11 protein-coding genes and 1 pseudogene are annotated in these 15,224 nt (G+C 50.9%); 1 reads left to right on the plus strand and 11 read right to left on the minus strand.

Annotated elements, in window-relative coordinates:
• Positions 1–23: 23 nt before the first annotated feature.
• From IPG80_RS06855 to IPG80_RS06895, 9 genes are all read right to left on the minus strand, one after another.
• Positions 24–377, minus strand: a complete 354-nt coding sequence (locus tag IPG80_RS06855; RefSeq protein ID WP_345104292.1) for a response regulator — start codon at positions 375–377, stop codon at positions 24–26.
• Positions 374–6,010 (minus strand): GAF domain-containing protein, encoded by a 5,637-nt coding sequence (locus IPG80_RS06860; protein ID WP_345104295.1) that lies wholly within the window; start codon positions 6,008–6,010, stop codon positions 374–376. Before IPG80_RS06860 ends, IPG80_RS06855 begins: the two co-directional genes overlap by 4 nt.
• Complete coding sequence (locus IPG80_RS06865; RefSeq protein ID WP_345104299.1) at positions 5,991–6,335, minus strand: hypothetical protein; 345 nt, start codon at positions 6,333–6,335, stop codon at positions 5,991–5,993. The genes IPG80_RS06860 and IPG80_RS06865 overlap by 20 nt, the downstream gene beginning before the upstream one ends.
• 83 nt (positions 6,336–6,418) lie before the next feature.
• Entirely contained in the window at positions 6,419–7,402 is a 984-nt protein-coding gene (locus IPG80_RS06870; protein ID WP_345104302.1) for a uroporphyrinogen decarboxylase family protein, read from the minus strand.
• A 96-nt stretch (positions 7,403–7,498) separates the two neighbouring features.
• A complete protein-coding gene (locus IPG80_RS06875; RefSeq protein WP_345104305.1) occupies positions 7,499–8,380 on the minus strand; it encodes a homocysteine S-methyltransferase family protein in 882 nt (293 codons plus the stop codon).
• 78 nt (positions 8,381–8,458) lie between these two features.
• A complete protein-coding gene (locus IPG80_RS06880; protein ID WP_345104308.1) occupies positions 8,459–10,492 on the minus strand; it encodes an ASKHA domain-containing protein in 2,034 nt (677 codons plus the stop codon).
• A gap of 73 nt (positions 10,493–10,565) precedes the next feature.
• On the minus strand, positions 10,566–10,850 hold the full coding sequence (locus IPG80_RS06885; RefSeq protein ID WP_345104311.1) for a virulence factor: 285 nt from the start codon (positions 10,848–10,850) through the stop codon (positions 10,566–10,568).
• Positions 10,851–10,928: 78 nt separating this feature from the next.
• Entirely contained in the window at positions 10,929–11,969 is a 1,041-nt protein-coding gene (locus tag IPG80_RS06890; RefSeq protein ID WP_345104314.1) for an ATP-binding protein, read from the minus strand.
• On the minus strand, positions 11,966–12,673 hold the full coding sequence (locus tag IPG80_RS06895; RefSeq protein WP_345104317.1) for a response regulator transcription factor: 708 nt from the start codon (positions 12,671–12,673) through the stop codon (positions 11,966–11,968). Before IPG80_RS06895 ends, IPG80_RS06890 begins: the two co-directional genes overlap by 4 nt.
• Positions 12,674–12,977: 304 nt before the next feature.
• On the opposite strand from IPG80_RS06895, the gene IPG80_RS06900 reads away from it, so the two are divergent.
• Entirely contained in the window at positions 12,978–13,916 is a 939-nt protein-coding gene (locus tag IPG80_RS06900; protein WP_345104320.1) for an alpha/beta hydrolase, read from the plus strand.
• A gap of 46 nt (positions 13,917–13,962) precedes the next feature.
• On the opposite strand, the gene IPG80_RS06905 is transcribed toward IPG80_RS06900, so the two are convergent.
• Together IPG80_RS06905 and IPG80_RS06910 are read right to left on the minus strand one after the other, a co-directional pair.
• Positions 13,963–14,076, minus strand: a complete 114-nt coding sequence (locus IPG80_RS06905; protein WP_345104323.1) for an NAD(P)/FAD-dependent oxidoreductase — start codon at positions 14,074–14,076, stop codon at positions 13,963–13,965.
• Positions 14,054–15,201: pseudogene (locus tag IPG80_RS06910) on the minus strand (aminoacetone oxidase family FAD-binding enzyme). Before IPG80_RS06910 ends, IPG80_RS06905 begins: the two are co-directional and overlap by 23 nt.
• Positions 15,202–15,224: the final 23 nt, after the last annotated feature.

A 15,224-nucleotide genomic window follows, 5' to 3' on the forward strand; every position in this document is an offset into this window, starting at 1 on the left:
AATACGCGGGGGTGTTCATACAATTATCCCAGAAATCTTTTGAGCATATCGAGCAGCAGCACGTCATTGACCGGCTTGGTCAGATATTCATCGCAACCTGCGTCCTGCGCTTTTTGCTTGTGCCCATCCATAGCATGTGCTGAAAGACCAATGATCGGCGTATGTGGAAGCGACTTTCGGATCTGACGTGTGGCTTCATACCCATCCAGAATCGGCAGTGAAACATCCATGAGGATTAAATCAGGCTTTTTGCTTAATGCCATGTTCACACCCTGGCTGCCATCTTTGGCGATCAATAATTTGTAATCATCCTCAAGCAATTGGGTGAGTAAATCAATGTTCAGGTCTGTATCTTCTACGATCAAAATAGTTTTCATGCATTCTCCAAATAATTTCCGTACTGCACAGTATGTTTGATTTCTTGTGCCAGCTTCTCACCATTAAAACCTTGCTTGCGCATAATAAAGACAACACTTTCGCGCAGCCGGGTGATCTCATCATCGCTTAACTCTTTGGCACTGATGACGATAATGGGTAGTTCGCGTGTCTCGGGTTTTTCTCGTAGACGTTCGATGACGCTGAAGCCATCTAATTTGGGCATCATAATATCGAGCAATATAACGTCAGGACGCTCCGCCTCAATTGCCGCCAGACCGGCTTCACCGTCTAGAGCAGACTCTAACCTGAATTCTGATTCTAGCAGCAGTTGACTTAGCATCTCGACAATCTGCGGGTCGTCATCCACCGTGAGAACATGAATGCGAGCATTCTCTTTGGGCTTGATCACTTTTCGCAGTGTGGATAATACTTCTACCGGGTTGAGTGGTTTGAGCAAATAGGCGGCGGCACCCAAGCGCATACCCAGCGCCTTTTTATCCACGATCGTAAGCAGGATGATTGGAATATTAGTCGTTGCCGGGTCGCTTTTTAGGTCGTGCAGCACCTGCCAGCCGTCTTTGTCAGGCATGAGAATATCGAGCAGAATGGCATCGGGTTTTAACTCGCGGGCTTTTTCCTGCCCAGTAATGCCATTTTGTGCGCCAACAATCTCAAATTCTTCCGGTCCAAGATTTTCGCGCAAAAGATAGGTGGCATCTGGGTCATCATCAATCACGAGGATAAGCTTTTTGGAAGTATCTGTTTTGGTTGTGGTGCCAAGTTGCTGGAGGAGAGCCGTCTCGGGATTAAGGGATGAGGCGGGTTTTGTCCCATATTGAATTGGAACGCTGAGGGTGAAGGTTGAGCCTTTGCCTGCCTGGCTGGCTGCCGTCAGATCGCCGCCAAGCAGACGGGCAAGGTTGCGGCTGATGGTGAGCCCCAATCCCGTGCCGCCGTATTGACGCGTGGTGCTGGTATCGGCTTGCTGGAATTCTTCGAAGATGCGCCCGAGAGCTTCTTCGCTGATGCCGATACCTGTATCGCTGACGTGGACTGTGAGCATCTCGTTTTCACGGCTGGCTTGCAGGGTGACCTTGCCAGCGCTGGTGAACTTTGCGGCGTTGCTCAGCAGGTTGAGGACGATCTGTTTGATCTTATCCTGGTCGGAATGGATGATCCCCAGCTCGCCTTCCATTTGTTTGACGAGGCGCACGGTGGGTTTGAGAAGCGGGGTTGCGGTGGCCGTGCAGGCGTCGATCAGCGAATTGATGTTGAAGTTGGCGGCTTGCACATCCATGCGCCCGGCTTCGATCTTGGCAATATCGAGTACGGTATTGATCAGGTTGAGTAAATGCTCTGAACTACTGAGAACCTTATCGAGATTCTCCAGTTGTTTTTCTGGTAGTGCCTCTTCGCCTTTTCTGCGGACGATGCGCGTGAAACCGATGATGGCGTTGAGCGGCGTGCGCAGTTCATGGCTCATGTTGGCAAGGAAGGCGCTCTTTGCCTGGTTGGCATGTTCTGCTGCTTTGCGGGCTTCCTGGGCTTCGTCGAAGAGACGTTGGGTTTCATTGAAGAGGCGCGCGTTCTCGATGGCAACACCCATGTTTGCCGAGAGGGTTTGCAGGAGGCGCAGGTTGCCTTCATTGAAGGCGCTGGCTTGATAGCTTTGAACATCCACCACGCCCAACACCCGGTCGCCGACCATGATGGGCACACCCATGTAGGATTTTATTTCTTCCTCGTCCACTGGGGCGGTGATGTATGCCGCCGCGCCGTTTTCGTTTATTTCTTCGGCGGTGTTCAACAGGAGCGGCTGTTTGGTAATGATGATCTTCGAGGTGAGCCCTTCGCCCAACTCCCACGGCGGTTCCTCTTCGTAATACTCATTGTCGCTGTAACTGTAGGTTAATTGAACGATGTTTGTGGCGGGGTTGTAGAGCAGGATGTCTACGATCTCGGCGTTGAAGATCTCCTGCACTTTGTTGCCTACATTGCGGGTGACCGCGCGGACATCGAGGGTGCGGGTCATCGATTCGCTGACGTTGTTGAGAATGGCAAGCTCGGCGGCGCGCTGTTCGGTCTGTTTGAGCAGGCTTTGCGACTCTTCGAATAGCTGGGTATTTTGAATGGCAATGACTGCCTGCCGCGCAAGGTTGTTCATGAATTCCATTTCAGCTTCGCTGAATTCATTATCTTTGCCGTGCCGCCAAACCGCCATGAGACCTTTGAGTTCGTCATTGGCAAGCAAAGGGATCGCAAGCATGTGCTCATCTGGTGAAGAATCGGTTCCGGCGATGATTAGGGCGCGTGGGTCATTGTTGGTATCGTTGACGATCTCGGCTTTCTTCGTCAGGGCGATATTGCCCAACAGACCTTCGCCGGTGGTGATCGTATCGTTCTTGAGTTCTTCGGCTTCGTCGCCCACGGCTGCAATGGCACGGAAGATGCGCCCGTTTTCTTCGGGCAGGAAGAGCGCGCTCAGATCTCCATCGAGCAGTTCCCTGGCATGAGTGGCGATGCTTTCCAATACAGTGGCGGCATCGAGGCTGGCAGAGATGTCGCGCCCTACATCTGTAAGGATCGACATTTCTCGTGCGCGGCGCTGGGTTTCAACATGCAGGCGTGCGGTTTTGATCGCCGTCCCGGCGTTCGCAGCGACGGTGGAAAGCAGCCGCAAGGCGTCTTCATCGAAAACACCTTCTTTTTGTGTGCTTTGCACGCTCAAAACACCGATGGTCTCACGCCCGGCTATGATAGGCACGCCCAGATATGAACGTGCTTTACGCCCAAGCCTTTGAATGCCAAGGGCGCTGCTTTGCTCTTCCACATTGCGGTTGAAGATCAGCGGCAGCCCATCACGGATGATGCGGCTGGTCATGCCATCGCCATAGGGGATGGGGTCGATGATATCGCCGTATTGATACGGGAATTGGATCGTATTGCTTTGTGGATCGAGCAAAGCGACATAGGCGATATCGGCATTGAACGTTTCGCGTATCTGACTCCCGATGAGCTGGATCATGTTATCCAGATCTGACTCTGCTACCAATGCCTGAGTGACGGTACTGATCGCCGAGAGTTCGGCGGCGCGTTCCTCGGTCTCTTTTAGCAGGCGCTGGGTCTCATCGAAGAGGCGTGCATTTTCGAGCGACACGCCCATGCTGGCTGCTACAGTCTGCAGCAAGCGCACCTGCGCGTCGCTGAAGGCATATTCTCTTTCATGTTCTTGCACAATAATGAGACCGATCACGCGGTCACTGCCGATGATGGGCACGTTGACGCTCGATTTGGCGGCTTCGGTGTTCGGCAACAGACTCAATACCAGCGTTTCGCGTTCGGCAAGGGTGTTGCGCACAAAAGGCTGGCGGGTCTTTGATATCTTCTCGAAGGTGCCGCCTTGCAGGGGCGGTTTGGAGGGGTACTCTCGGCGTTCACCCTGGATGTATTCATACACGTAATGCATGAGGTTGTTTTGGGCGTCGTACAAGCGAATGCCCAGGTTTTCGGTGCGGAGCACTTCGCGCAGTTTGTCTCCGGTCAACTCGATAATGGCTTGCGGGTCTAATTCGGCTGCCAAGCCTTGTTGAATGCTGTTGATCACGGATAGTTCTGTGGCGCGGTCTTCGGTGATCTTTAAGAGGCGCTGGGTTTCATCAAAGAGACGGGCGTTTTCGAGCGCCACGCTCATGGCGTTGACCACGGTTTGCAGCAGGCGCACATCTGAGTCATCAAATGCGTTTTCTTTTTCGTAATTACTGACGCTGACCATTCCCAAGGCAGCGCCGTCCACTAGAATAGGCACTGCCATGAAAGACTTTTCCATTTGTGTGCCGGGCACCAGCACCGAGCCAAACTCTGTCATACGCTCTGGAAGGTTTTCGTTAATTACAAGGGTCTGACGGGTTTCGTAAATTTTCCTCGCAAACCCGCGCATGGGAATGGGGGATATTTCCAACCGTTTGCCGTGTTCACGCAGGTAGGGGAAGAAGACTTGGTTGGTCTCCGGCGAAAAGATGCGGATGTCGATATCGAGGGTGTTCATCACCTCGGCTAATTTATCGCCGACCAGGTCGTAAATGGACTGCATGTCCAGTTTGGATGCCAGACCTTCCTGCACCGAGTTGATGATGGCAAGCTCGGCGGCGCGGTCTTCGGTGATCTTTAAGAGGCGCTGGGTTTCATCAAAGAGACGGGCGTTTTGCAATGCCACGCCCAAGTTGGCGGATAAGGTTGTGAGCAGGCTGACACTAGACTCTGGGAAGGCATTTGGCTCATTCGAGTAAAGCGTGATGACGCCGATGACCTTGCCTGTTGACCAAATCGGCGCACTGACGACGCTTTGGGTGAGATCTTCTTCATCGTCATCGCCGATCAAAATTGCCGTGTCCATCCCCATTTCGGCTTTTCGCTGGACAATATTTTCATTGATGACCAGTGTGGTGCGGTTTGTAATTGTCCAACCTGCATACCCAGGTCTAAGTGTCATCGGTTCGATCGGGAAACGGTCACCATGTTCGATGTAATAGGGAGTGGACATGATATTGCTCGCCTCATCATGCATGGCGATATACATGTCATTGACCTTGAAGTCCTGGCGTATCTTTTCGCCGACCAGCTCGATGATGGCTTGGAAGTCCAGTTCGCGTACCAAGCCTTCGCTGACACTGTTGATAATGGCAAGCTCGGCAGCGCGGTCTTCGGTGATCTTGAGCAGGCGCTGGGTTTCGTCGAAGAGACGCGCGTTCTCGAGCGCCACACTCATGCTGTTGGCGAGAGTTTGCAGCAGGCGCACGTCGCTTTCGCTGAAGGCGTGTTCTTCGAAGCTGGCAAGGTTGATCAGCCCACGTGCTTGTTCACCCGTCACTAAAGGAACAAAGACAACAGATTTTTCCGATTCAGTGCCAGGGATAGTGAAGCTACCGTATTTTTTTTCTTCTTCCAACAAGTTTTCATTGATGACCACCGTTTCGCGGGTGCTTAGAACATAATGGGTAAAGCCTTGCACTCTGTAGGGTTGTGGCTCAAGGAAGAGACGTTCCCCATTCTCATACATGTATGGATAATGGGTCATGTTTGTTTGCGGGTCTTGAATGCGGATGTTCATATCCGTGTTGTGGAAAATCTCGCGGATCTTGTCGCCGACCGCATCATAGATGCCCTGAATGTTGAGTTCGGCGGCGAGGGCGGCTTGCACGCTGTTGATGATGGCAAGTTCCGCGTTACGCTCTTCGGTGATCTTGAGCAGGCGCTGGGTCTCGTCGAAGAGACGCGCGTTCTCGAGCGCGGTTCCCAACGAGGCGGCAATGGTAGACAGCAGGCGCAGTTCAGATTCGCCGTACGCATTCTCGTGCTCATAGTTTTCGATTGTGATCAAACCAAGAACGCGGTCATTGCTAATGATTGGCACGGTAATGCCTGATTTGCTTTCGTCTGTTCCGGGCAGGATAGGTGAAATGGCACTACCTTCTATACTTGTGTTCCAAATAATAGGCTGGCGTGTCTTAACTATTTTTTCAAACATCCCGCCTTTTAGAGGTGGAGTGGATGCTATTTCAAGTCGTTCCCCATGTTCATATTCATAAAGGTAGTGAATGAGGTTGGTTTTCTCGTCATACCAACGAGATCCCAAGATTGTCTGTGCTGAGCACTTCGCTTAATTTGTCGCCGACCAGGTTCACGATGGACTGGAAATCCAATTCGGCGGCGAGTCCCTGCTGGATGGAGTTGATGATCTGCAACTCGGCAACGCGTTCCTGCTCGGCTTTGAAGAGCCGAGCATTTTCCTCCAAAAGCCGCGCGTTTTCGAGTGCAAGATCTTCAGATATTGGTCTTGATGTTGAACGGGGAGATTTCGCTTTTTGTGAAGAACCGCCAACGGCAGTCCGCTTTTTATCAGCGGACACTTGGCGGTCTTTTTTAACAGCTTTCCGTACGGACGATGACTTTCCTGCCATTCCGTTGCTCCTCGCTCGAATATGCCTGCAAGTTTACATTTTTATATATCTTTAGTCAACGCAATTCCCTGAAAGAGGTTGAATTAGGGGAGAATTTTTTTGATATTCTGGACTGGCGTTTGGATGACCATGTCACAGCCGGGCCAGACCGCATCCACGCCCGCCTCTTTTGACCTTTGAACTGTCTCTACAACCATGCTTTCATCACCCTGCCACAACACACTAACCGGATCCAAATTACCGAAGAGTAGCATGTCTTTTAATGCTGCTCGTGCAGTGTTTAAATCGGTTAGTTGATCTACTGAGATGGCATTGGCTCCTGCTTGTGCCAACAGATGCATGGCTGGGTCTGTTTTTCCACATACCGAAAGTACGCGTACCCCGTTCAATTTTTTGTGCAACGTCTGTAAAGGTGGTAATACGAACTGCTCGAACTTTGCCGGTCCGATGAACCCGGGTGAGCCGCCCATTTCGTGAATGGTAATAAAATCTGCACCGGCTTGCAGGTATGCATTGCCGATCTCTGCCAGAAAAGATGAAAGTTGAGAGAGTGCATCCAAAACCAATTGCGGCTCTTTTTTCATTTCACCAAATAAGTTTTGCACCTTGCAGATATAGATCATGAGCGTGTAGGGTCCGGGGATGATGCCAGAAATAACGGTGCGATCTCCAATATCTTTTTTCACCAGCCTGATCGCATCGCAAATTAACTCGATCCTTCCCTTTTTCCAATCGCTACTCTCTAATGCTCTGATCTCTTTTGTGCTCTGGAACAGTAGTTTTTTGACCTGTGGAAATTGCATCTCTTCGTCATCGTAAAAGATCAAGTCTGCGCCTAAGGCTTCAGCTGGAGAGCACAGATCCAGCGGCAGTGCCGCAGAGGGCATACCCGTCAACTTGAAAGTACTTGCGGCTGCCTTTGCCATCTTATGTGCATCATGATGAACTTCTTTAAGAGATAGTCCCTCGCTTTTCAACCCCTCTGCTGTAACATGGATCAACCCGCTAAATGCAGGTGTTGAACTACTCTTCTCGCCGTTCAATAATTTCAAAATCTCAGCACGCATCACAACCTCCACTTACGAATTACGGATTACGAACCGCGCAAAACGCAATTCGTAATCCGTAACTGACTGTTATCCACAGAGTATTTTTACTGGCAACTAGTTCTTCACTGCTTTTGCGATCGCGGCAATATGCTCCGGTGTGTTGCCGCAGCACCCACCGACCACTTTCGCGCCCATGGCGACATACTTTTTGGCGTAATTGCCCATGTCTTCAGGGGTCATATCGTACACGCCTTGTTCGGTCTCCAGGTCCATATGTGGGACGCCCGCATTCGGTTTGACCCATAATGGGAAATCCGGTTTGGTGGTTTGATATTCTTTAATAACGGCTTCCATATTATCGAGAGTTGTGCCGCAGTTTGCACCGACAAGCACCGCGCCCATCTCGGAGTAGCGCTTCATCACGTCCTTGGGCTTGACGCCCATCATGGTGCGTGTGCCGCGGTCATAGCTGAACGATACCACGATGGGCAGGTCGGTCACCGAGCGTGCGCCTTCAAAGGCAGCTGTCGTTTCTTCGAACGCGAACATCGTTTCGATCAACAGCAAATCCACACCGCCTTCGGCAAGCGCTTTTGCCTGTTCTGCAAACGTCGCACGGACATCATCTACTTCAAGTGGACCATACGGTTTGATGATACCGCCCACCGGTCCCATGGAACCGGCAACCAGTCCATTGTTCAATGAAGCGGCTTTACGGGCGATTTCCACTGCGCGCATGTTCACTTCAGGAGTACGATCCTGATACTTCGAGTCTTTCATGCGCATGCGAGTCCCGCCGAAAGTGCAGGTCAGGATGATGTCTGACCCAGCCTGAGCGAAGGAAGAAGCGAGCTTCAACAGCGTATCCGGGTCATCAATGATGAGATCTTCCGGCGGCTTGCCGGGTTTGAGTCCCATCTTCTGTAGATTTGATCCCGTTGCTCCATCCGCAACCAGAATTTCCCCACTGTTTAATCGTTCCAAAAACTTATTCATACCTGCTCTCCAATTCTTTGACGATAGACGATTGACGACAGACCATGGTCTGCGGTCTATGGTCTGTCGTCGTAAAAATTATTTCATGAAATTTTTCGCCAATGGATCCGTTTTTCGATTTGGGATCAAGTGCGCGATATGTTCGAACGGTTCGCTCATATGGGGGAAACTTGTCGCCAGCATGAACTGGTTTTGGAATTCCGGGTCGGTAGGTAATTCAAAGCGCTCCACTTTGCGAGTGACTGCATCGATCTCATTGCGCTTTTCGATATTCAATAACGCAATTCTCGCGCCATCGCCCGCGGCATTTCCAACCGCATACACATTATCCAACTCGCAATCAGGGATTAGCCCGATCAACATGGCTTTTTCTTTATCAATATAACTTCCAAAGCCGCCAGCAAGGATGATTTTATCAGGGCTTTGCAAATCCATGCGCTTTAATAATGTACGTGCGGCGGTGAAGAGTGCCGCCTTCGCCAATTGAATTTGGCGTACATCCTGCTGGGTGATCGGAATGTCGCGCCCGATGGATGTCTCTTCTTTCCAGGCGATTACATATTCCCAGCCAGATTCTCCCTGACGAACGCGCTTCGAGTCCAGGTCTTTCTTGAACTTGCCTCGGGAATCTACGATGCCCGCCCGGAACAATTCTGCCACCGAGTCGATGATCGCCGAGCCGCAGATGCCTTTGACCTGACCGGTAAACTCCGCATGGTCGGTGTTCCAACCTTCCACGCCGATGACCTTATACTTCGGTTCGAGGGTTGTCTCATCTATATGAACCCGTTCCATTGCGCCCGGTGCAGCCCGCATGCCATATTCCACATGCGCACCTTCGAGGGCAGGTCCCGTCGGTGTGGATGTACACACCAGCCGTTTACGATTGCCCAAGACCAACTCCGCGTTGGTGCCGACATCGATCAGCAGCCAGTTCTCATCCTGCTTGTGCGGCTCTTCTGCAAGGATGACTGCACTTGTATCCGCGCCTACGAATGAAGCGATGGTGGGGAGTACATGGATGTTGCCCGAGGCGTTGATGTGCAAGCCCAACTCTCTCGCCTTTATATCCACCGATTTGTGAATGGTTGGTACGAAAGGAGCCAGCCCCAGGTCTTTGGGGTGTAAATTCAAGAGCACATGGTGCATGGTGGAGTTACCCACCAGAACCATCTCAAGGATCTCGTCCATCTTAATATGAGCTGTCTTTGCCGCTTGTTTCAGCAGTTTGTTCAATGTGCTTATGATTGCTTTGTGTAATTTTTCCAAACCGTCGGGCTGGTCGATCGCGTACTGAATGCGCGACATGACATCTTCGCCATACACGATCTGCGGATTCATTTCTGACTCGGCAGCGAGCATTTCGCCTGTACGCAGATTGCACAAATACAAAGCGACCGTTGTCGAGCCGATATCCACTGCCGCGCCGTAGCTATCTTCGTGATAACCCGGCTGGACGGAGATGATCTCCTTGTCGTTCCAAACCGAAACAGTTACGCTCCATTTGGCATCGCGGAGGGTCTTCGATAACGTTCGCATGCATTGATAATCGATCTGGAGATCATACCAGCGCGGAAGGTTCTCTTCACCATTGCGTACCAGTCCCATGGAGGTTTCCAGTCCTTTTGCAAGACGCTCCCAATCTGCTATGGGACGTTCCAGCGTGGGCGGACTCATCGTCACCAGATATTTGCGGATCGCAGGCTTAACTTCAATCGCCCGGTCACGCGCACTCTTGCGGACGATCTGCTTATTGCCGCGGCTTTCTTCGGGCACATTGATGAGTACGTCACCGCAAATTTTTGCCTGGCACGAGAGGCGCACTTGCCCGATCTCCCAGCCTTTATCTTTTAATAACTTGGGTCTGCGTTCGAGGTAGGCGCGTTCTTCGTTGCCAACAGGGGAGAGATTTTCGCGGCTCGACTCGATGTTGTACTTCTCGAAGCGACCCGCCTCCACCAAGACCATGCACTTGCCGCAGGTGGCATTCTCGGCGCAAATGGACTCGATCTCCACACCCAATTCACGCGCCGCAGAACGAATGGACATGCCTTCGTCTGCCTGTCCGCGCCGACCGGAAGGTTGCAGGATGATGTTATGTTTTTTTGTCATATTATTTACCACAGAGAACACCGAGGACACGGAGAAGAATAAAAAAAGCTCCGTGTCCTCGGCGGTGAAATCTCTAAACTTGTTCCCGTCTTGGAATTTCGACTCGTGCGCCTTCTGTTTCCAACTCGGCGATTAACGCCTCAGCGATCTCTTCCGGTGTGCCTTCGCGCTCGATCCACTGCCCGCGTTTGTATTGTTTTGCGTAATCCGTTGTAGATGTTGCTCCAATTGCCATCGCATATGCGTCGATCTTGTTCTGGATCTTTTGCGAAAGTTCCTTCTTTATTGTTCGTCCGTCTCCTTCAACCGTGAAGGATTGCGGAATTTCTTTCCAATACATCACTCGATATTTTGCCATTGCGTGTAACCTCGTTAAATTATATATAATTTATGAGAGGGATTTTACGGGATGATAGGCTGTCGGTCAATGGAAAAATCAACAAGGAATTAAGAAGGAAAATGTGCTGCCAAATCCCTTTCCTTTGCTTTCAGCATGTACGCTACCGCCATGTGCCTCCACGATCGCTTTTACGATGGAGAGTCCCAGCCCAGTGCCTCCGGTTTCGCGTGAGCGAGACCGGTCGGCTCGGTAAAACCTGTCGAAGACCGAAAAAAGTTCTTCCTGAGTCAGACCGTTACCCGAATCCTGAACACGAATATGTATCCCCGCTGCATCTTGTTTTGCTTGAACAACGATTCTCCCGTTTGACGGCGTATAACGGATGGCATTCCCGATGAGATTGAACAACACCTGCCGAATGCGGATCGAGTCCGCGGTTCCTTCCAACGGGTGAGTTGATTCATAGACCATTTGAATTTGCTTTTCAGCGGAGAGCGGTTCGAGAGCCTGCACGGTTTCGTTAATAAGCAAATTGAAATCAGTGAAAGTTTTTTCCAATATCATCTGCCCGGATTCAGCCAATGAGATTTCACGCAGGTCATTCACCAGGCGGATTAAGTGCCGGGTCTGTTCGTAAAGATTTGCCACCTCAGTTTCATCGAGCGTGTAGACGTGGTCGAGCACGGCACGTAAGTTGCCTTCCAATACAGTGAGCGGTGTACGAAGTTCATGCGAAACATCCGCAACCAGGTTGCGGCGTGCGGTTTGTGAGCGTTGCAGGTCTTCTGCCATTTTATTGAATGCCTGAGCCAGTTCTACGATCTCTTGACTCCCTTTTTCAGGTACACGAATATCCAGCTCGCCTTTGCCAATATGCTGTGCCGCTTGGGACAAGTTGCTGATCGGGTTACTGACAATCCGCGCGATCACGACCCCGCCTGTTGTGCCGACGGCTAATGAGAGCAGCATAAATTCAATAAGACGTCCTTGAATTTCCTTGGGAGGAGCATTTGTTGGAGATGAATGGTCATCGTCTATTCTGTTGCCGTCCAATGAAATCGACAGGAATTGGAGGAAGAACATAAAGAACAACACTCCGCTGATCATCAGGCTGAGGCGTACCCAGAGTCTGTTCATGAAATTTCTCCTGTCAGCTTGTAGCCAACGCCGTACATGGTTTGAATATAAATTGGGTGATCAGGGTCGGGTTCGATCTTGCGCCTTAAGTTGCGGATGTGGGTATCAAGGGCGCGCCCCATGCCTTCATAGGCATAGCCCAACGCCTTCTCCAAAAGTTCATCACGAGTCAGGGTGTAACCAGGGTTGGACATGAACGTCTCTAACAGGCTGAACTCGGTGCGAGTCAGGTCGATAGCCTGCGAATCAATAAATAGGATGCGCTGGTCAATGTCTAGTTTCAATGAGCCGTGCACGAGGATGCGCGGCAAGGCTTGCGGTGATTGGTCCAACTTAACGCGGCGTAACAGCGACTTGACCCGCGCCACGACTTCCTGCGCGTTGAATGGTTTAGTGATGTAATCATCTGCACCGAGTTCCAGCCCTACGATCTTGTCTGTATCTTCCACACGCGCCGTGAGCATGATGATGGGAGTAGCGGCTAGTGAGTGATCTGCACGGACGATCTTCGTCACCTCCCAGCCATCACGGTTGGGCATCATAAGATCTAAAATGACCAAGTCAGGTCGTTCGCGTCTTAATTGATGAAGTGCCATTTCACCGTCATACGCAGATAACGCCTGATAACCAGATTTCTCAAGATACGAAGTCAACACTTTTACGATCGACCGGTCATCATCTACGACCAAAATACGTTGCGCCATATAAACCTCTACAAGATTTCATTCTTCACATCGTACCATGTCATTCTCAAGGAAATCTCAAGAATACAAACAGGTCTTCTTGAGATTTCCTTGAGATTTTTTTGCGATACTAAAGCTATCAATAAAATATAACTGCTCAGGTATCTTGAACTTGCGGGGATAAATCCCCTGCTCAGCACATGAAAGCCTTTTAGGCTAGTCCGCTTCAGCGGACTTTCACGAACTGAGGCAGGACTTCAGTCCGCCGAATATGGCGTAAAACAAAATGCCTGAGCAGTTACATAAAAAAAATATGGAGATTAAGATGAATTACAAACTGTTTTCTTTTGTTGTCCTGTCGGTGGTACTTGCCCTCAGCCTATCTGCTTGTGGGGGCGGCTTGTCCGTTATGCCTGGCGGCTCCGGCACGTTTACTTCCGTTTCACCGACCCATGCGGATCTTGCCTACGCCTCGGTTTCAGAAACGCAAAAGTTGGACTTATATATCCCCGAAGGCACAGGACCTTTCCCGGTTGTGATCATGGTGCACGGCGGCGGATTCATGTTTGGCGACAAGGCAGATGGAGCGGGTCTCACCGGAGTGGATCAGCTTCTCGCTGCTGGTTATGCTGTGGCGAGTATCAACTATCGGCTGAGCGGTGAAGCCCAATATCCCGCACAAATTCACGACGCCAAAGCGGCAGTCCGCTTCCTGCGCGCGAATGCAGCAACATATAATCTTAACGCTGATAAATTCGGCGCATGGGGTGCTTCGGCGGGTGGAAACCTTGTCTCTCTGTTGGGAACAACTTGCGGGGTGGAAGAACTTGAAGGCGACCTTGGGAATAACGATCAATCCAGTTGTGTGCAAGCCGTGGTGGATTGGTTTGGACCGATCGACTTCCTGAAGATGCAGGAACAATTGACCGAAGCAGGCTGTTCAGCGAGCACCGATGATGCCAGCTCACCTGAATCTACACTGATTGGTGCAGCGATCCAGACAGTGCCCGAAAAAGTTGCCCTGACCAACCCGATGAACTACATCACCCCTGACGATGCACCTTTCTTTATTCAGAACGGCACGGCAGATTGCAATATCCCTCCTGTTCAAAACAAAAACCTGGCTGATGCTCTCACGGCTGTCATCGGTGCGGATAATGTCACCTATAGCTCCCTTGATGGTGCAGGGCATGGTGGTTCACAGTTTGAAACTGAAGAGAACGTTCAACTTGTGATTTCCTTCCTTGATAAATACTTGAAGTAATATAATAAATCAAAGAGGCGATTGCGAAAGCAATCGCCTCTTTGATTTATCCACTCATCGCACTACCTGCCAGCCAACCCGTTGTCCATGCCGCTTGAAAATTAAACCCGCCGGTGATGCCGTCAATATCCAACACTTCACCGCCGAAAAAACAGACCATTTACTACGCGGCTTTGCATGGTCTTGAAGTCGACTTCTTTTAAACTTACGCCGCCGCAGGTGACGAACTCATCTTTGAACTGTCCCTTGCCTTGAATTTTATATTCGCCCGCAGTCAACTCTTGCGCCAGTTTTTGAATCTCCGTTTTGGAAACATCCCCCAATTTTTCTCGCCGATGAAATAGACCAATTGTTTCCATAGTCGGATCGGGATTTGTGAGAATGCAGAGTGTGCTGCAATTTTTTTACGTGCATTCTCCTGCCAATCTTTGTTGCGCTGTAACACTTCCAACGTTGTATCCAGCTTATAGTCGTCGAGCCAATTCACGGTTAAGGTCGAAGCGTAGTTCTTGTCAAACAAAATGCGCGCACCCCAGGCAGAGAGTCTCAATACGGCGGGTCCACTCATGCCCCAGTGGGTGATAAGCAGCGGACCGCGCGCAGTGAGCCCATCCATTTTCACGGTTACGTCTTCCACTGCCACACCTGCGAGATCGTTGATGCGTTTGTCTTTGATATTGAACGTGAACAGTGACGGCACTTGCGGGACGATCGTGTGCCCAATTTTCTGGATGAGGCTTTGCGACTTACGATCGCCGCCCGTAGCGAACATTATTTTTTTGGTTTGAAGAAGAAAAATTTTCGCCTCCATCTGGGCCTCAAGCTTGAAACCGCCCTGCGGATTTTTCTCCACGCTCAAAACGGATGCACCCAACTCGACCCGCACCCCTGCTTGCTTGGCAGAGTCGCGCAGACAGTCGGCAATGGTATTTGAGTCATCGGTGACGGGAAACATACGCCCGTCACTTTCTGTTTTTAGTTTTACGTTGCGTGCCTCGAACCACTCGACTGTGTCTTTGGGTTGAAAACGAGTGAACGCGCCGCGCAATTCATTGCCCCCGCGTGGATAGTAGCTGATGAGTTTGGCTGGCTCGAAGCAGGCATGCGTTACATTGCAGCGCCCGCCGCCGGAGATGAGTACCTTGCCAAGCGTTTGACTGGCTTTTTCAAGGATGAGTACGCGTAGGTCGGGGTTTTGTTCGGCGCAACGAATGGCGGCGAAGAAACCTGCCGCTCCGCCGCCGATGATGATCACGTCCCAGATGGGTGAAAGTTTGGATGACATAGATGGGCGTCATTATAGCCGTC

The sequence above is a fragment of the Candidatus Villigracilis vicinus genome, assembly GCF_016702885.1.
GTDB classification, from domain to species: Bacteria; Chloroflexota; Anaerolineae; order Anaerolineales; family Villigracilaceae; genus Villigracilis; species Villigracilis vicinus.